Below are 17,433 nucleotides of genomic sequence, written 5' to 3'. Positions count from 1 at the left end.
TGCCGGGCCGCGGGATCGTCAGGCGTGGGCGATGGGGTGCTCGGCCGCCTCGGGGTCGAGCTGCTTCTCCTCGTCGAACTGGTTGCCGTGGCGGCCGCGGAAGGTGAGCCACGCCACGAGCAGGCCGACGGCGACCAGCACCGACAGCGCGAGATACAGACCCTGCGGGCTGACCGCGATCAGCGCGGGGGTCACGAAGGCGAGCAGGGCGGCCACCACGCGCGCGACGGCGATGATCGTGCCCTGTGCCGTGGAACGCAGCAGGGTCGGGAACGACTCCTGCGTCCATACCTTCATGATGCCCTCGAACGCGAACGCCCCGCCGAACGCCAGCGCGAAGTTCATCACGACGATCGTCGCCAGCGTGAAGCCGAAGACGGCGGGGGTGAGGTAGCCGAGCAGCAGCACGACGGCGCCCACGACGAAGAAGGTCATGCGATGGCGGCCGCCGACGATCTTCATGAACCAGAGCCCGAACACGATGCCCACCGGGAACGAGATCAGGCCGATGGCGGAGTTCGTGGCGACCGAGATGCCGGCGACGTTCACGGCGAGGTACGTGCCGAACTGACCTCCGGTGTTGGCCGCCGTGTTGGTGAGCGCGTAGAACACCAGCAGCGCGACGAACGGGGTGAGGTAGGGCGCCTTCAGCAGGTCACGGATGTGCACCCGATCGGCGCGGATCGTCTCGATGCCCTTCTCCCGCTCGGCGCGAGCGGCGCGCCAGCGCGCGGACTCCGGGATCGACAGCCGGCAGAAGAAGACGACGAGCGCGACGACGCCGACCTGGGCGAACAGCAGCTGGCCGCCGAGCCGCCCCGCGTCGCCGAAGAAGGTCGCGATGAGGACGGCGCTGAGGATGCCGACGGTCCACAGGATGTTGGACAGCCCGATGATGGCGCCGCGATTCCTGTCCGTGGCGGCCTCCGAGATCGTCGACAGCGACACCGGCAGGTCGGCGCCGGTGCCGAGGCCCGCGAGGACGATGCCGGCCAGCAGCAGCGGGAAGCTCGTGCTGAACACGAGCAGCGCGATTCCGGCCACGATGATCAGCATCGTGACCAGGAACACCGAGCGGCGTCCGAAGCGGTCGCTGATCCGGCCGCCGAAGATGGCGCCGATCGCGATGCACAGCGTGAGCGAGCCGCTCATGATGCCGATCTCGGTCTCGGTGACCCCGATCGTGTACTGGTAGATGACGAGGGCGATGCCCGTTGCGACGATGGTCGCCGAGTCGATGTACGACGCCATGCCGCACACCACCCCGACCCACCAGGAATTCGCCTGCCGGTAGTTGGATGTCGTGATGGCCATGAGTTCTCCTTCGAACGATCGGTGCACGACGACGGTGTCGCACGCGCTCACACGACGAATGTGTTGGCGGGGACGCTAGCAAGGAATGAATCGATTCACAAAGATGTCTACCATGCATCGCGGTGATGGCCCGGCCCGGTGTCGTCGCCGCGCCCCGTCCGGCTCCTCGTCGGCACGTCCGCCGTCAGCGGCGTTCTCCCCGCATCCCGGCGTCTTCTCCCGGCATCCGACGGCCTTCTGCCGGCGTCCGTCGGCCTTCTGCCGGCGCCCCCCGGACGGGCGACGCCGGATGGGAGCCCTGCGCCGCCGGTTGCGCCGCAAGGTTGCCCCCGCTACTCTTGAAACGATTCATTTTGACAAGGAGCCCTCGATGACGAGCACCCCCGGCACGCCGGTCCGCGTGTGCTTCGAGCTGCGCGTCCGGCCCGAGCTGGTCGACGAGTACGTCGCGCGCCACAGCCCGGTCCGGCCGGAGATGCTCGCCGAGATCGAGGCCGCCGGCCGCCGCAACTACTCGCTGTTCCTCGGCGCGGGCGGGCGTCTGATCGGTTACTACGAGACGGACGACGACGAGGCGGCCCAGGCCTACCTCGCCGCCTCTCCGGTCGCGACCGCCTGGGAGCAGGAGATGGCGCCGTTCTTCGTCGGTCTCGACGGGCGAGCCGACCGGGCCGCCGCACCCCTCACCGAGGTCTTCAACCTGCACGACCAGCTGACGGCATCCGCCGCCGGCACCCCCGACGAAAGCCCCGCATCATGACGACGCTGTCCCCTCAGAACCTCGACGCCCTGGCCCGGCAGGCCATCGAGCTGCCCAGCTGGGCGTTCGGCAACTCCGGCACGCGGTTCCGCGTGTTCCCCACGCCGGGCACGGCGCGCGATCCCTTCGAGAAGATCGCGGATGCCGCCGAGGTCAACCGGGTGACCGCGCTCGCCCCCACCGTGGCGCTCCACATCCCGTGGGACGTCGTCGACGACTTCGGCGCGCTGCGCCGGCACGCCGAGGATCTCGGAGTCGAGCTCGGCACGATCAACTCGAACACGTTCCAGGACGAGGACTACAAGTTCGGCGCCCTCACCCACGAGGACGACCGCATCCGCCGCAAGGCGATCGACCACCATCTTGCCTGCATCGACATCATGGACCAGACCGGGTCGCGCGACCTGAAGATCTGGCTCGCCGAGGGCTCCAACTACCCCGGGCAGAACGACATGCGCGCCCGACAGGACCGGCTGCACTCCTCGCTGAGCGAGATCTACGCCCGCCTGTCCGACGAGCAGCGCCTCGTGCTGGAGTACAAGTTCTTCGAGCCGGCGTTCTACCACACCGACGTCCCGGACTGGGGCACCTCGTACGTGCAGGTCGCGGCCCTCGGCGACCGCGCGATGGTGTGCCTGGACACGGGCCACCACGCGCCGGGCACGAACATCGAGTTCATCGTCATGCAGCTGCTGCGGCTCGGCAAGCTCGGCTCGTTCGACTTCAACAGCCGCTTCTACGCCGACGACGACCTGATCGTGGGAGCCGCCGACCCGTTCCAGCTGTTCCGCATCCTGGTCGAGGTCATCCGCGGCGGCGGGCTGAACAACCCGGACGTCGCGTTCATGCTCGACCAGTGCCACAACATCGAGGCCAAGATCCCGGGTCAGATCCGCTCGGTGCTCAACGTGCAGGAGATGACCGCCCGCGCGCTGCTGCTGGACCGCGAGGCCCTCGCCGCCGCGCAGACCGCGAACGACGTGCTCGCGGCGAACGCGATCTTCATGGACGCGTTCCAGACCGATGTGCGCCCGGCGCTCGCCGAGTGGCGCGCCGGCCGCGGCCTTCCCACCGACCCGATGGCCGCGTACCTCGCCTCCGGCTACCAGCAGAAGATCGAGGCCGAGCGCGTCGGAGGGACGCAGGCCGGCTGGGGCGCCTGAGCCCGAACCCCGCCGAGACCGGGGATCGCACCCGGACCACGGTGCCTCGCACTCTGCCTCGACGACATTCCCCCGCCTCGGCGGGCCCCACTCAGAAGGACATCGCCATGACCAACCCGACCGCCGCCGCCCTCATCGCGCGGAGCAATCGCCTGGGCGCCGACCCCAAGAACACGAACTACGCCGGCGGCAACACCTCCGCCAAGGGCACCGAGACGGACCCGGTCACCGGGGAGCCGGTCGAGCTGCTCTGGGTGAAGGGCTCGGGCGGCGACCTCGGCACCCTCACCGAGAAGGGACTCGCGGTGCTGCGGCTCGACCGCATGCGCGCGCTCGCCGGCGCCTACCCGGGCGTCGACCGCGAGGACGAGATGGTGGCCGCGTTCGACTACTGCCTGCACGGCAAGGGCGGGGCGGCTCCCTCGATCGACACCGCCATGCACGGCCTGGTGGATGCGGCGCACGTCGACCACCTGCATCCCGACTCCGGCATCGCGATCGCCACCGCGGCCGACGGCGCAGAGCTGACGGCGACCATCTTCGGCGACAAGGTCGTGTGGGTGCCCTGGCGCCGCCCCGGGTTCCAGCTGGGCCTGGACATCGCCGAGATCAAGAAGCAGAACCCGCAGGCGATCGGCACGATCCTCGGCGGCCACGGCATCACCGCCTGGGGCGACACCTCCGAGGAGGCGGAGGCGAACTCGCTGTGGATCATCGACACCGCCGCCGCGTACATCGCCGAGCACGGCAGGGCCGAGCCGTTCGGCGGCATCCGACCCGGGTTCGAGGCACTGCCGGAGGCCGACCGCCGCGCCCGCGCCGCGGCCCTGGCCCCCACCATCCGGGGTCTGGCATCCACCGACAAGCCGATGGTGGGCCACTACACCGACGGCGACGCCGTGCTCGACTTCCTGGCCTCCGAGAAGGCGCCCGCGCTGGCAGCGCTGGGCACGAGCTGCCCGGACCACTTCCTGCGCACGAAGGTCAAGCCGCTGATCCTCGACCTGCCCGCCACGGCGTCCGTCGACGAGCAGGTCGCACGCCTGCACGAGCTGCACGCCGAGTACCGGGCCGACTACCAGGCCTACTACGACGCCCACGCGACGGCGGCCAGCCCCGCCATCCGCGGCGCCGACCCGCTCATCGTCCTGATCCCCGGCGTGGGCATGTTCAGCTACGGGGCCAACAAGCAGACCGCGCGCGTGGCCGGCGAGTTCTACGTCAACGCGATCAATGTCATGCGCGGGGCCGAGGCGCTGTCGACCTACTCCCCCATCTCGGATGCCGAGAAGTTCCGCATCGAGTACTGGGCGCTCGAGGAGGCGAAACTGCAGCGGCTGCCGAAGCCGAAGACGCACCAGGGACGCATCGCGTTCGTCACCGGCGCGGCATCCGGGATCGGCAAGGCCATCGCCACCCGCCTGGCCGCCGAGGGCGCCTGCGTCGTGGTCGCCGACCTCGACCTGGAGAAGGCGCAGGCCGCCGCCGCCGAGCTGGGCGGCACCGACGTCGCGATCGGCGTGGCCGCGAACGTGGCGGATGCCGGCGGCGTGCAGGCGGCGATCGACGCCACGCTGCTGGCGTTCGGCGGCATCGACCTGGTCGTCAACAACGCCGGTCTGTCGCTGTCCAAGCCCCTGCTGGAGACGACCGAGAAGGACTGGGACCTGCAGCACGACGTCATGGCGAAGGGCTCGTTCCTCGTCTCGAAGGCGGCAGCGTCGGCCCTCATCGAGCAGAAGCTCGGCGGCGACATCATCTACATCTCGTCGAAGAACAGCGTGTTCGCCGGCCCGAACAACATCGCGTACTCGGCGACCAAGGCCGACCAGGCGCACCAGGTGCGGCTGCTCGCGGTCGAGCTCGGCGAGCACGGCGTGCGCGTGAACGGCATCAACCCCGACGGCGTCGTGCGCGGCTCCGGCATCTTCGCCTCCGGCTGGGGCGCCAACCGCGCCGCCACGTACGGGGTGAAGGAGGAGGACCTGGGCCAGTTCTACGCGAACCGCACCATCCTCAAGCGCGAGGTCGTGCCCGAGAACGTCGCGGATGCCGTGTACGTGCTCACCGGCCCCGAGCTCTCCCGCACGACGGGCCTGCACATCCCCGTCGACTCCGGCGTCGCCGCCGCGTTCCTGCGATGAGCGGCGCGGCGCCGAGGCCGGCGTCCCTCCCCCTGCCCGCGCACACGTTCACACGTCTGCGACGATTTCGTGTAACTCGCACCCATATATGTGGCGCAATTACCCGAAATCGTCGCAGGCCTGTGACGGATGCCGCAGGCGCCGCAGCGGGACGGGGGGACGCGGCATGAGCACGCGAGCACCCGGCGCCGTCGCCGCGGTCGACCTGGGCGCCACGAGCGGCCGGGTGATCGTCGGCCGCGTCGGGGCCGACACGCTCGAGATGGAGCACGTCGCCCGGTTCCCGAACGATCCGGTCGCCCTCGCCGACGGGCTGCACTGGAACGTGCTGGGACTCTACGGCGCGGCGCTCGACGGATTGCGGAAGGCGTTCCGCGCCGAGCCGTCGATCGCGAGCATCGGGGTGGACAGCTGGGCGGTCGACTACGCGCTGCTGCGCGAGGGACGGATGCTGGGCGAGCCGTTCCACTACCGCGACGCCCGCACCGCCATCGGCGTCCAGCGGGTGCACGAGCGGATGCCGCACGCCGAGCTGTTCGCGCGCAACGGACTGCAGTTCCTGCCGTTCAACACCCTGTACCAGCTCGCCGCGGAGCCCGCCGACCTCCTCGCGTTCGCCGACACGGCGCTGCTCGTGCCGGACCTCATCGGCTGCTGGCTCACCGGCGTCGCGCGCGCGGAGGCCACCAACGCCTCCACCACGGGCCTGCTGCGCGGCGACGGACGGGACTGGGACGCCGAGCTCGTGACCGCCCTGGGCCTGCCCGGCCGCATCCTGTCGCCGGTCGTCGCCCCCGGCGAGGCGCTCGGTCCGCTGCGTCCCGAGGTCGCGGCGAGGCTGGACGCCCCGGCCGGCACGACGGTCACCGCCGTCGGCTCGCACGACACCGCCTCCGCCGTGGTCGCCGTCCCCATGCAGGCGGATGCCGCCGCCTACATCTCCTGCGGCACGTGGGGGCTGGTCGGCGTGGAGGTCGACCGCCCGGTGCGCAGCCCGGCGGCGCTGCAGGCGAACTTCACGAACGAGGGCGGGGTGGACGGCCGTATCCGCCTGCTGCACAACGTCATGGGGCTGTGGATCCTCAGCGAGGCCGTGCGCGGCTGGGAGCGCGAGCAGGGCCACCGCATCGATCTGCCCACCCTCCTGGACTCCGCGCCGGACGTCGATCCGCGCAGCGTCCCGGTGTTCGACGTCGACGACCCGCGGTTCCTGCCCCCCGGCGACATGCCCGCGCGCATCGACGCCTGGTGCGCCGAGCACGGCCTCCGCGCCCCGCGCACCCGCGTCGACCACGTGCGCGCGATCGTGGAGTCGCTCGCGCAGGCCTTCGCGGACGCCGTCCACCAGGCGGCCCGCATCGGCGCGGTCGAGGTGCGCACCATCCACATCGTGGGCGGCGGCGCCCTCAACGAGCTGCTGTGCCAGCGCACGGCCGACCGTGCGGGCCTCCCGGTCGTCGCCGGGCCGGTCGAGGCCACGGCGCTCGGGAACGTGCTCGTGCAGGCGAGGGCCGCGGGCCTGGTCACCGGATCGCTGGCGGCGCTGCGGGACCTGGTCGCGCGGACCCAGCCGCTGCGCCGTCACGAGCCGCGCGCCTGACCCGGCGACGCAGTGCTTCGCCGGGGGCACGAGGCACGAGGCACGGGGCGGGGTCAGGGCGATGCGGGGGAAGGATGGATGCCGACGGCGGGCAGCAGGATGCCGTCGATGAGCGAGATGACGTAGTCGCGGTCCATGGGCTTGTGCTCGACGAGCGCCCGGTAGGCGGTCATCGACGGCACGAGCACCGCGAGCCGCTCGACGTCGGCATCCGCCCGGATCTCGCCCCGCTCGACGGCACGCTGCAGCAGGGTGCGGTTGGCGATCACGCGGGGCTCGAGGATGGCGCGGAACGCCGCCTCCGCCAGTTCCGGCTCGCGCGACATCATCGAGGCGACCCCGGCCATCACGCGCAGCTTGCGCTCGGCGTCCTTCAGCGGCACCGGCTTGACCATGGCGAGCAGATCGCCCCGCAACGTGCCGGTGTCGGGGAGCGCGGTCTGCGCATGCCCCGCTTTCAGGCAGGTCACGGCGTCCAGCACCAGATCGGCCTTCGACGGCCAGCGCCGGTACACGGTCGCCTTGCCGGCCCCGACCCTGGTCGCGACCGCGTCGATCGTCATGCCGTCGTACCCGCACTCGGCGAGGATGTCGATCGTGGCGTCGAGGATGTCGTCGTCGCGCGAGGCGTCGCGCGGGCGTCCCAGCCGCGACCTCACGGCAGCCTCCGGCTCGACAGTGGTGTCGGCTCGCATCATTGCGGACCCTCCTTCGATGCACGCCGCAACGGCGCACTCTCATGATACTTCAGAAACTCACTGGTTCCGAAACTTTTGAGTTTCGGATACGCTGAGTCTCATGACTTCTCCTCAGACCGCGACGCATCACGAGGTGCGCCCCACCACGCGCCGCTGGTGGACGCTCGGCACCGTGGGCATCGCCCAGCTCATGGTGGTGCTCGACGCCACCATCGTGAACATCGCCCTCCCCGCGGCGCAGACCGACCTCGGCTTCTCCGACGGCGACCGCCAGTGGATCATCACCGCGTACTCGCTCGCGTTCGGCAGCCTGCTGCTGTTCGGCGGCCGCATCTCCGACCTGATCGGCCGCAAGATCGCGTTCCTGGTGGGCCTCGTCGGCTTCGCCGCCGCATCCGTCATGGGCGGTCTCGCCGGCACCTTCGAGATCCTGGTGGCCGCCCGCGCGCTGCAGGGGGCGTTCGGCGCGCTGCTGGCGCCCACCGCGCTCGCCGTGCTGACCACGACCTTCACCATCCCCAAGGAGCGCTCGCGCGCCTTCGGCGTGTTCGGGGCGATCGCCGGCGCCGGCGGCGCGGTCGGGCTCCTGCTCGGCGGCTACCTGACCGAGCAGTTCGACTGGCGCTGGAACCTCACCGTCAACGTCTTCTTCGCCGCGATCGCGTTCGTGCTCGCCGTGGTCTTCGTGCCGCACGCGAGCCGCGAGGGCGCACGCCCGAAGCTCGACGTCCCCGGCACCCTGCTCGTCTCGGCCGGACTGTTCGCCCTCGTGTTCGGCTTCTCGCGCGCCGAGTCCGACGGCTGGGACGCCCCGATCACCTGGGGCTCGCTGGTGGCATCCGGCGTCCTGCTCATCGCCTTCGTGCTGTGGCAGCGCGTGGCCTCGCATCCGCTGCTGCCGCTGCCCGTGCTCGTCGACCGCAACCGTGCCGCGGCCTTCCTCTCCGTGCTCGTCACGGGCGCCGGCATGTTCGGCGTGTTCCTGTTCGTGACGTACTACTTCCAGAAGACGCTCGGCTACTCGCCGGAGCAGACCGGTGTCGGCTTCCTGCCGATGATCGTGATGCTCGTGATCGCCGCGCAGCTGAGCACGAACGTGCTCCTCCCGCGCCTGGGTCCGAAGGTGCTGGTGCCGATCGGCATGCTCCTGGGGGCGACGGCCATGCTGCTGTTCGTGCGGCTCGACGCCCAGAGCATCTACCTCGACGCGCTGCCCGCGCTGCTGCTTCTCGGACTGGCGATGGGCACGATGATGCCCGCCGCGATCCAGACCGCGACGCTGGGCGTCGACCGCCGCTACGCGGGCGTCTCCTCGGCCATGGTGAACACGAGCCAGCAGGTCGGCGGCTCGATCGGCACGGCCCTGCTGAACACGCTCGCGGCGACCGCGGCGACCGACTACATCGCGGCGAACACGCCGGCGACGCCGACCGCGGACGCGATGACGGCCCTGGCCTCGGACGCCCTGATCCACAGCTACCAGACCGCATACGTGTGGAGTGCGGGGTTCTTCCTGGCCGGCGCGGTCATCTCGGCGGTCCTGTTCCGCCGCAAGCACTACGCCGTCGCAGCGCTCATCGCGGCGCGCGAGGGCGCGGCATCCGCCGACTCCGAGCCGGTCGTCGCGCACTGACCCGCGCCTCGTCCCGCCTCGCCGGCCCCGCCCCGCGGGCGGGTGGCGGGGCGGGCGCGGGCGTCAACGCGGCGCCAGCAGCTCGCTCTCGAAAGCGTATGCACCGGGGTCGAATCCGCACTCCGTGTCGAAGACCATGGCGCCGGGCATCGACTCGGATGCCGCTGCCCACGGCAGACGCCCGGTGGTGACGAACTCGACCCAGAGGCCGTGCATCGTCGCGGTCAGCGCCGCGGGCATCGCGGTGCCGAGCACGCGATCCACGCCCGCCGCGTGCGGAAGCCCCCACGCGAACGGCAGGTCGTAGCAATGCGCCGAGAGTCCGTCCACGGGCGAATGGTAGGCGAAGTCGTAGAGCCACGTATGCTCACCCGCGCGCCCCGCGACGCGCTGTGAGGCGATGTGGACGACGGGACCGCGGAACATCGAGAGCACCGCCACCTGGCTGCCCGTGTACTGTTCGCCGACGCGCTCCACCTCCGCGGCGAAGCGAGAGATCGCGTCGTCGCCGATGCCCGCCGCGGTCGCGGCGGCGACGACCTCGGCCAGGCGCGTCCCTCCGGGGAAGGCGAACTCGTTGCGCGTCGCTCCGAGCAGAAGGCTCACCTCTGCGCCGCGGCCGGCGGCCGCGGCATCCGCGACCGGCACGACGCTGTCGCCGTCCACGACCGGAGCGAACGCGAGACCGCTGGTGGCCATCGGGTCCGCCGCGGTCGCCGCGAACACACGCTCGGTCGGCACGTCCGGCGCCCAGGCACCGTCCACCCGGTTGAACTCGCGCTCGTGATCGAGCACCGTCTCCTCGGGGACGCCGAGCCATCCGGCCCGCGTCGGCGGCACGGCCATCGCCGCCGCGAACGCCCGGCCGATCGGTTCCACCGTCGCCACCGCGAGGTGCCCAGCCGCACCCGAATGCGAGATCGCCGCACGGAACAGCCCGCGTGCGCGGGGCGAGGTCATCAGCGTCAGCACGCTCCCGCCGCCGGCGGACTGCCCGGCGATCGTCACCCGCGTCGGGTCACCGCCGAACGCCCGGATATTCTCCTGCACCCATTCCAGCGCCGCGATCTGGTCCAGGATGCCGCGATTGAGCGGCGCATCCGACATCCAGCCGAACCCGTCGAAGCCGAGCCGATAGGACAGCGTCACCACGACCACCCCGTCGCGCGCGAACGCCGTCCCGTCGTACCAGGGGCTGGCCGGTGAACCGGCGAAATAGCCTCCGCCGTGCACCCACACCAGCACGGGGAGCGCGGCGCGCGCATCGCCGGGCGCCGGGGTGAACACGTTCACGCTGAGCGTGTCATCGCCCGGGATGCTCGGCTCGGGGATCGTCGTGACCGGGCCGAAGGGACGCCGCTGCGGTGTCGGGCCGAACCGATCGCACGGCCGCGACCCGCTCCACGCCTCGGGTCGTTGCGGCGCGAGAAACCGTCGGGATCCGATGGGCGGCGCCGCGAAGGGGATGCCGAGGAAGGCCGTCACCCCGCCGTCGCGCTGGACTCCGCTCACGCGACCCGCGGTCGTGGTCACCTCGGGCGTCGTCGCCGCATCGACAGTCGTCATCTGGTGGTCCCCGTTCTCTTCGTTCTGGCGGTCATCGCTCATCCAGCGTCTCAGCGTACGGACCGGATCGGGAACACGAGGACCGACGACAGCAGCACCATGAGCACCGCGAACCCGAAGATCGACGCGTACTCGCCCGCGAAGACCGACAGCAGCGTCGCGGCGACGACCGGCGTGATCGCCTGCGGGATGTTGGTCGCCACGTTCAGCACGCCGAGGTCCCTTCCCGCGTCGCCTTGAGACGGCAGCACGTCGATCATGAGCGCGACGTCGACGGCCATATATGCGCCGTAGCCGAGGCCGACGATCAGCGAGTACACGATCATCGCCGACACCGTGGGAACGAACAGCGGAATCGCGATGCCCAGGGCCATCACGACGCTCGCGGTGAAGACGAACACCTTGCGCCGCCCGATCTTGTCGCTGATCCGGCCGAACACGAGAGTTCCCAGCACCAGAGTGACCATCGAGCACAGCGAGAGGATGCCGGCGACGCCGCCCGCAGCCACCGGGTCGAGGCCGAGACGGTCGGTGAGGATGTAGAACTGGTAGTTCTGCACGCCCTGATAGCCGAGCACCATCACGAAGCGACCGGCGAACGCCCAGGCGAAGTCGGGGTGTCTGCGCGGGCTGACCCAGAAGCCCTTGACGAAGGTGAGCCAGTTGAAGCGGCCGATGGGCAGAGACCGCGAGTCGCCGTCCCGGTTGACGAGCACGAACAACAGGGAGACGACGATCATGGCGATGCCGAACACGCCGTAGGCGACTCCGAGCTGGGCCAGCATCTGACCCGCGAACACGACTCCGGCGGTCGCGCCGATCGAGGTTCCGGCGCCGGCGAAGGCCGACGCGGTCGCACGGCGGTCGCGCGGGATGCGGTCGGCGACGATCGCCGAGAGCGGACCCTGGAAGGCGTTGAGCAGCACCTGCGCGACCACCCAGAGCACCGTGACCCAGAACACGCTGGGCGCGAACTGCAGCACGATCACCAGCACGCCGCCGCCGACACCGCCGACGATCAGCCAGGGGGACCGCCGCCCGAGTCGGCTGCGCGTGCGGTCGGAGAACGCCCCGACGATCGGCTGCGCGAACAGGGTGAACACCGCCGACGTCCCGGTGACGATCGCGAGGTTCGCGATCTTGTTGGCCTCGTCGAGCACTGCCAGCTGCTGCGGCAGCAGGATGCCGACGATGCCGGCGTACGTCGCGAACAGGAACAGGTTCGCGACCAGCAGCGACGCCACGAGCCGTTGGCGCGCTCCCCCGGCCACCGGGACCGTGCTGGTCAGCGCGGCAGCATCCATCCCCCCACCGGGCGCTGCTGACTCATGCAGTCGGGCGCTCGGCCCGGGTACCGCCTCGGCCACGGCCTCGGCGGCGATGTCTTCTCGATCTTCGGACATGGCTCCTCCTCGAGCTCTGCGGCGTTCCGTCGCCGCCGCAGAGTCCACGGTAGAGCCTTCGCTCCAATTATTTCAAGTTTTGAAGAAACTAATCTCCGAAGACCCCCCCGGCCGCCTCCTGCAACCCGCGTGGGTCGCGCAGCAGCTCCCGCCGCCACTGCAGCAGTGCGCCGTCCACTCCGGAGAACGGGCCGAGAGCGGCTGGGACGATACCCACCGCCGTGTCACCGGGAAAGCCGCCCAGAGAACTCACGCTCGCCATCGGAAGCTCCCGCAGCCGTTCGACGTGATCAGCGAGGTACCCGCCGACGACCGCGAACTGCGGCTGCAGGATCGCGACGCAGTTCGCCAGCGCGATGCCGATCCATCGGAGGGCGCCCGCCAACGCCATCGCCGCTGCGGCGTCTCCGGATTCATCGCGTCTGGCCAGTTCGGCCAGCGCCTGCGGCAGTCCGTGCTCGTCGCGGAACCGGCTGAGGCCGGCCTGCGCGACCACGACATCCGGACCCGCCACCGTCACCAGGCATCCGCGTTTCCCGCAGGCGCACTCGATGCCGTCGGGAACGACGACGATGTGCCCCGGCTCGAAGGCGATCCCATCGACCCCGGCGAGAGGACGGCCCGCTGTGATCGCGCCGCCGCCGATGCCGGTGTCGGACTTGAGATAGATCATGTCGGAGACTCGTTCGCCTCGAGACTGGAGCTCGGCGAATTCCGCGTACGCCGCCGCGTTGGCATCGTTGACGACGCGAGTGCCGAGCGGAAGATCGGGGATCCGTTCCCGCAGCAGACCGGACAGGTCCACGCCCACCCAGCCCAGATCGATCGCCATCGGAACGAACTCGTCCGGCTGCAGCACGGGCGCCGGCACCACCACGACCAGGAAGACCGCCGTCACTCCCCGCGCGGCGAGCCCGGTCCGCATCTCCTCGACGAGGGCGGCAAGCTGATCCGCGACCGCCGCGGGATCTCCGATCGGGGTACGTACCGAACGCACGTCGCGCAGCAGCGAGCGTCCGGCGAGATCCACGGCCGACAGACGCACCTCGTCGACGGCGAACTGCAGCCCGAGCAGCGCGATCGCGGCGCCGGCGATCTCGAGACTGCGGCGAGGCCGGCCGGGACGCAACTCTCGGGAACGCTCGGACGCGGCCTCCCGCAGAAGACCGGCGTCGCTGAGCTCGGAGACCAGCAGCGTGATCGCCCCGGGAGCGAGGCCTGTCAGGGTCGCCAGCTCGCTGCGCGCGATCGCGCCGGCGCGGTCGACGTGCGAGAGGACGAGGCCGAGGTTATGGGTCCGTAGATCGGAGGCCGAGAGACCGCCATCGGATGATCTCCTCATCCCTCGATTCTGCCAGCGCGCATGCGACCCCGGACGACCGGCCGAGGCGCCGCGGCTCACGCCTCGCGTGTGATCGTCACCCTCACGTTCAGCTTCGACTTGTCCGGCCCGGCGTACACGCCGCGCAGCGGCGGCACGTCGTTGTAGTCGCGACCGCGGCCCACGAGCACGTGCCGGTCGCCGATCTCGGTGTTGTTGGTGGGGTCGAAACCCGCCCACTCGCCCGCGAACCACTCCACCCAGGCGTGCGACTCGCCCGCCACCGCCACGCCGATCTCGGCGCCTGCCCGCGGATGCAGGTAGCCCGACACGTACCGGGCCGGGATGCCGACCGCCCGCAGCGCGCCGATCGCGATGTGCGCCATGTCCTGGCACACGCCCTTCCGGGCCTTCCAGGCGTCGGCGGCCGTCGAGTGCACGCCGGTCACGCCGTAGACGTACTCGACCGCGTCGCCGATCGCCATGCAGATGTCGTGCGCGGCCCGGCCCGGGTCGTCGTGGCGGCCCGCGATGCTCCTCGCGATCTCGACGACCTCGGCGTGCGGCGTCGTGCGATCCGACTGCGACAGCTGCTCGACCGTCTCGATCGCGCGCGACGACTCGGCCGCCAGTCGGTCCCAGGTGATGCCGGTGTGCTCGATCGGCCGCGGGCGCACCTCGACCAGCGAGCGGGCGACGATCGTGAGCCCCTGGTGGGGCGAGAGGATGTCGAACGAGCTCACCCGCGTGCCGAAGTAGTCGACATAGCTGCTGACGGCCGTGGCCGGATCGATCTCCAGCGCCGAGCTGAGCACGAACTGGCTGTCGGTGGTGCCGGGCAGCATCCGCGCCTCGTTGTAGGACGCCGAGACCGCGCCCTCGTACGCGAACCCGGTCTGGTGCTCGATGCGCAGCCGCTTCATGAGATCTCTCCGATCCAGCTGGGCGAGGCCTCGGTGGGGAAGAACCGGTGACGGATCGCATCGGACGCCTCGCGCGTGACCTTCTGCACGCCGACCATGTGGATGGGCAGCTCGGCGAGGATCTCGCTGATCGGCCGGTACTCGAGCTCGTTGCGGATGCGGCCGAGCGCGCGCAGGATCAGGTTGGAGTGCCCGACCCGGTCCTCGCGCGGGTCGATCGCGCTGATGCACTGCTCGGCACGGGAGATGGAGAAGATGATCGACCGCGGGAACAGCCGGTCCAGCAGCAGGAACTCCGCCGCGTTGCGGGCGCTGGGCATGCCCCGGTACGTCCGCAGGTACGCCTCGTAGGCGCCGCAGGAGCGCAGGATCGTCGTCCAGCTCGGGCCCGAGGCCTCGGTCAACGAGCGGGTCGCCAGCAGCCGCGCGGTCATGTCGGCGCGCTCGATCGCGCGGCCCAGGGTGAAGAACTGCCAGGCCTCGTCGTGCGCGGTCGACGAGTCGACGATGCCGATCGCGAGTGCGGAGCGCTCGCGCACCCACTGGAAGAACTCGTGCACCTTCTCGGTCGTCAGGCGCCGCGGCATCCGCGCATTGGTCGTGTTGAGGCACTCCCACAGCTCGGTGGAGACGATCTCGCGGGCCCGGCGGGCGTTCTCGCGAGCCTGTCCGAGCGAGTAGACGATGCTCGACGGGTTGCCGCGGTCCACGGCGAGGCGGGCCAGCACGTCCTCGCGCGCCACCGGCTCGGCGTCATCGGGCGGGAACGAGCCCATGACCGACAGCAGCGACCGGCATGCGGTGTCCTCGTCGATCCACGGGTCCTCCAGCAGCAGCTGCAGGTGCACGTCCAGGATGCGGGCGGTGCCGTCGCTGCGCTCGATGTAGCGGCCGATCCAGAACAGGGACTCGGCGATGCGGCTCAGGAGCATGCGCCCTCACCCCCGTCGCATGTCCCAGTTCGGCGCGGTTCATGTCCCAGTTCGGCGCTGTATCGGGCGCCCATACCGCGCCGAAGTGGGACATGCACAGCGGGGGAAGGCGGAGAGGGATGCATCGCCCCCTGCTGCTGCTGTTCCTGCTGCTCCTGCTGGGTCTGCTGCTCGGCCTGCGCCTGCGGGTGGTCACGCGCCTCGCGGGCCGAGCGGGACGCTTCGGCGGCGGCCTTCGCCTCCGCCTCCGTGATGATCGGGATGGCCTGGGTGATGGTCGACGCCTGGTCGGCGACGAGGCCCGCCAGCCCCTGGCCCTGCCCGTACTCGACGTGGCCGGGCGCGGCGCCGCCGATGACCCAGGTGTCCTTGGATCCGCCGCCCTGGCTGGAGTTGACGACCAGCTGTCCCTCCGGCAGGGCGACGCGCGTGAGCCCGCCGGGCAGCACCCAGATGTCGTCGCCGTCGTTCACGGCGAACGGGCGCAGATCCGCGTGGCGCGGCCGCATCCCGTCCGCCACGAGCGTCGGGATCGTGGAGAGCATCACGACCGGCTGCGCGATCCAGCCGCGCGGATCGGCCAGCAGCTTCTTGCGCAGCTTCTCCAACTCCGCGTTGGAGGCGTCGGGCCCCACGACCAGGCCCTTGCCGCCGGAGCCGTCGACCGGCTTCACGACGAGCTCGTGCAGGCGGTCGAGCACCTCCTCCAGCGCCGCCGGCTCCTCCAGCCGCCAGGTGTCGACGATCGGCAGGATCGGCTCCTCGGAGAGGTAGTAGCGGATGAGGTCGGGCGTGTAGGTGTACAGCAGCTTGTCGTCGGCGACGCCGTTGCCGACCGCGTTGGCGATCGTCACGTTGCCCATGCGCGCGGCCAGCATGAGGCCGGGCGAGCCCAGCATCGAGTCGGCGCGGAACTGCAGCGGGTCGAGGAAGTCGTCGTCGACGCGGCGGTAGATGACGTCGACGCGGCGGGGTCCGCGGGTCGTGCGCATGAACACCTTGCCGCCCATGCACAGCAGGTCGCGCCCCTCGACCAGCTCCACGCCCATGAGGCGGGCCAGCAGCGTGTGCTCGAAGTACGCGGAGTTGTAGACGCCCGGGGTGAGCACCACGACGTTCGGGTCGTCGACGCCGGGCGGGGCGGAGGCGCGCAGCGCCGCGAGCAGCTTGTTCGGGTAGTCGCCGACCGGGCGCACGCGCATCGACACGAACAGCTCGGGCAGGGTCTGCGCCATGACGCGACGGTTGGAGATGACGTAGCTGACGCCGGAGGGCACGCGGACGTTGTCCTCGAGCACGCGCATCTTGCCGTGCTCGTCGCGGATGAGGTCGATCCCGGACACCTGGATGCGCACGCCGTTGGCGGCGTGGATGCCGTACGCCTGCCGGTAGAAGTACTGGCTCGACGCGATGAGCGCCGCCGGGATGACCCCGTCGCGCACGCAGTTCTGACGGCCGTACGCGTCGTCGAGGAACGCCTCGAGCGCGCGCACCCGCTGCTTGATGCCGGCCTCGACCTCGCTCCACTCGGAGTAGTCGATGATGCGGGGGACGGCATCCAGCGGGAAGGGGCGTTCCTCGCCGGCGAAGTCGAACGTGACGCCCTGCGCGAGGTAGGAGCTGGCCAGCGAATCGGTGCGTCCGCGCAGCTCCTCCTGAGTCATGCGGGCCAGCGCCTGGTACAGCTCGCGGTAGGCCTGGCGCGACTCGGCGCTGTCGCCGGGGTGGGCCGGGAGACCGAACATCTCGTCGAACGGCGGGAGCCCCTGGGCGGTCTTGCGCGGCGCGAGAGTGGAGCCGTAGCCGTCGAACAGGTCACCCATGGCACAACCCTAGCCATGGGCGTGTTGCGTGGGTGTTTCCCGGTTCGGGCATCGCCGAGGGGCCTACGATCGCTGCATGATCGGCGCTGCACGGTGGGCCGCCGCGGCCGCGGGAGCGGCGGCCGCGGCCCTGGGCGTCGGCGTGGGCGAGCT

The 17,433-nt window shown here is 70.9% G+C and carries 13 protein-coding genes; 5 read left to right on the top strand and 8 right to left on the bottom strand.

The window, feature by feature from the left end:
- Window positions 1-18: 18 nt before the first annotated feature.
- Window positions 19-1,314, bottom strand: a complete 1,296-nt coding sequence (locus tag QM626_RS01015) for an MFS transporter (protein WP_415073000.1) — start codon at window positions 1,312-1,314, stop codon at window positions 19-21.
- Window positions 1,315-1,684: 370 nt separating this feature from the next.
- Here QM626_RS01015 and QM626_RS01010 point away from each other — a divergent pair, with 370 nt between their 5' ends.
- The 4 genes from QM626_RS01010 to QM626_RS00995 all read left to right on the top strand — a co-directional run bounded on the left by QM626_RS01010 (window position 1,685) and on the right by QM626_RS00995 (window position 6,981).
- Complete coding sequence (locus QM626_RS01010; protein WP_415072998.1) at window positions 1,685-2,074, top strand: L-rhamnose mutarotase; 390 nt, start codon at window positions 1,685-1,687, stop codon at window positions 2,072-2,074.
- Complete coding sequence (gene rhaI, locus QM626_RS01005; protein WP_415072996.1) at window positions 2,071-3,237, top strand: L-rhamnose isomerase; 1,167 nt, start codon at window positions 2,071-2,073, stop codon at window positions 3,235-3,237. The genes QM626_RS01010 and rhaI overlap by 4 nt, the downstream gene beginning before the upstream one ends.
- A 107-nt stretch (window positions 3,238-3,344) precedes the next feature.
- Window positions 3,345-5,381 carry a bifunctional aldolase/short-chain dehydrogenase gene (locus QM626_RS01000; RefSeq protein ID WP_415072994.1) on the top strand — a complete coding sequence of 679 codons (2,037 nt, stop codon included), beginning with the start codon at window positions 3,345-3,347 and terminating at the stop codon, window positions 5,379-5,381.
- Between the two features lie 166 nt (window positions 5,382-5,547).
- Window positions 5,548-6,981 (top strand): rhamnulokinase, encoded by a 1,434-nt coding sequence (locus tag QM626_RS00995; protein ID WP_415072992.1) that lies wholly within the window; start codon window positions 5,548-5,550, stop codon window positions 6,979-6,981.
- Between the two features lie 53 nt (window positions 6,982-7,034).
- On the opposite strand, the gene QM626_RS00990 is transcribed toward QM626_RS00995, so the two are convergent.
- Window positions 7,035-7,679 (bottom strand): TetR/AcrR family transcriptional regulator, encoded by a 645-nt coding sequence (locus QM626_RS00990; RefSeq protein ID WP_415072990.1) that lies wholly within the window; start codon window positions 7,677-7,679, stop codon window positions 7,035-7,037.
- 100 nt (window positions 7,680-7,779) lie between these two features.
- On the opposite strand from QM626_RS00990, the gene QM626_RS00985 reads away from it, so the two are divergent.
- A complete protein-coding gene (locus QM626_RS00985) occupies window positions 7,780-9,312 on the top strand; it encodes an MFS transporter (protein WP_415072988.1) in 1,533 nt (510 codons plus the stop codon).
- 63 nt (window positions 9,313-9,375) lie between these two features.
- On the opposite strand, the gene QM626_RS00980 is transcribed toward QM626_RS00985, so the two are convergent.
- The 6 genes from QM626_RS00980 to QM626_RS00955 all read right to left on the bottom strand — a co-directional run bounded on the left by QM626_RS00980 (window position 9,376) and on the right by QM626_RS00955 (window position 17,280).
- The gene (locus QM626_RS00980; RefSeq protein ID WP_415072986.1) at window positions 9,376-10,920 is read right to left on the bottom strand and encodes a carboxylesterase/lipase family protein; all 1,545 of its coding nucleotides are present in this window, start codon (window positions 10,918-10,920) and stop codon (window positions 9,376-9,378) included.
- Window positions 10,921-10,928: 8 nt separating this feature from the next.
- Window positions 10,929-12,182: an MFS transporter gene (locus QM626_RS00975; RefSeq protein WP_415072984.1), complete on the bottom strand. Its 1,254-nt coding sequence runs from the start codon at window positions 12,180-12,182 to the stop codon at window positions 10,929-10,931.
- Between the two features lie 187 nt (window positions 12,183-12,369).
- Window positions 12,370-13,623, bottom strand: coding sequence for an ROK family protein (locus QM626_RS00970; protein WP_415072982.1), 1,254 nt, complete (start codon window positions 13,621-13,623; stop codon window positions 12,370-12,372).
- Window positions 13,624-13,679: 56 nt separating this feature from the next.
- The gene (locus QM626_RS00965; RefSeq protein ID WP_415072980.1) at window positions 13,680-14,525 is read right to left on the bottom strand and encodes a transglutaminase family protein; all 846 of its coding nucleotides are present in this window, start codon (window positions 14,523-14,525) and stop codon (window positions 13,680-13,682) included.
- Window positions 14,522-15,457, bottom strand: coding sequence for an alpha-E domain-containing protein (locus tag QM626_RS00960; RefSeq protein ID WP_415072978.1), 936 nt, complete (start codon window positions 15,455-15,457; stop codon window positions 14,522-14,524). Before QM626_RS00960 ends, QM626_RS00965 begins: the two co-directional genes overlap by 4 nt.
- Window positions 15,448-17,280, bottom strand: a complete 1,833-nt coding sequence (locus QM626_RS00955) for a circularly permuted type 2 ATP-grasp protein (RefSeq protein WP_415072976.1) — start codon at window positions 17,278-17,280, stop codon at window positions 15,448-15,450. Before QM626_RS00955 ends, QM626_RS00960 begins: the two co-directional genes overlap by 10 nt.
- Window positions 17,281-17,433 lie beyond the last annotated feature (153 nt).

Origin of the sequence: Microbacterium sp. (genome assembly GCF_047606385.1) — a bacterium.
Classification (GTDB): domain Bacteria; phylum Actinomycetota; class Actinomycetes; order Actinomycetales; family Microbacteriaceae; genus Microbacterium.
This window is presented reverse-complemented; position numbering and strand designations above follow the sequence as displayed.

Excerpts from the sequence above, each read along its gene's own strand:
- QM626_RS00995 (WP_415072992.1), top strand. The coding sequence starts at position 5,548 with ATGAGCACGCGAGCACCCGGCGCCGTCGCCGCGGTCGACCTGGGCGCC.
- QM626_RS00970 (WP_415072982.1), bottom strand. The coding sequence starts at position 13,623 with ATGAGGAGATCATCCGATGGCGGTCTCTCGGCCTCCGATCTACGGACC.
- QM626_RS00960 (WP_415072978.1), bottom strand. The coding sequence starts at position 15,457 with ATGCTCCTGAGCCGCATCGCCGAGTCCCTGTTCTGGATCGGCCGCTAC.
- rhaI (WP_415072996.1), top strand. The coding sequence starts at position 2,071 with ATGACGACGCTGTCCCCTCAGAACCTCGACGCCCTGGCCCGGCAGGCC.
- QM626_RS00990 (WP_415072990.1), bottom strand. The coding sequence starts at position 7,679 with ATGATGCGAGCCGACACCACTGTCGAGCCGGAGGCTGCCGTGAGGTCG.
- QM626_RS01000 (WP_415072994.1), top strand. The coding sequence starts at position 3,345 with ATGACCAACCCGACCGCCGCCGCCCTCATCGCGCGGAGCAATCGCCTG.
- QM626_RS01010 (WP_415072998.1), top strand. The coding sequence starts at position 1,685 with ATGACGAGCACCCCCGGCACGCCGGTCCGCGTGTGCTTCGAGCTGCGC.
- QM626_RS00985 (WP_415072988.1), top strand. The coding sequence starts at position 7,780 with ATGACTTCTCCTCAGACCGCGACGCATCACGAGGTGCGCCCCACCACG.
- QM626_RS00965 (WP_415072980.1), bottom strand. The coding sequence starts at position 14,525 with ATGAAGCGGCTGCGCATCGAGCACCAGACCGGGTTCGCGTACGAGGGC.
- QM626_RS01015 (WP_415073000.1), bottom strand. The coding sequence starts at position 1,314 with ATGGCCATCACGACATCCAACTACCGGCAGGCGAATTCCTGGTGGGTC.
- QM626_RS00955 (WP_415072976.1), bottom strand. The coding sequence starts at position 17,280 with ATGGGTGACCTGTTCGACGGCTACGGCTCCACTCTCGCGCCGCGCAAG.
- QM626_RS00975 (WP_415072984.1), bottom strand. The coding sequence starts at position 12,182 with ATGGATGCTGCCGCGCTGACCAGCACGGTCCCGGTGGCCGGGGGAGCG.
- QM626_RS00980 (WP_415072986.1), bottom strand. The coding sequence starts at position 10,920 with ATGAGCGATGACCGCCAGAACGAAGAGAACGGGGACCACCAGATGACG.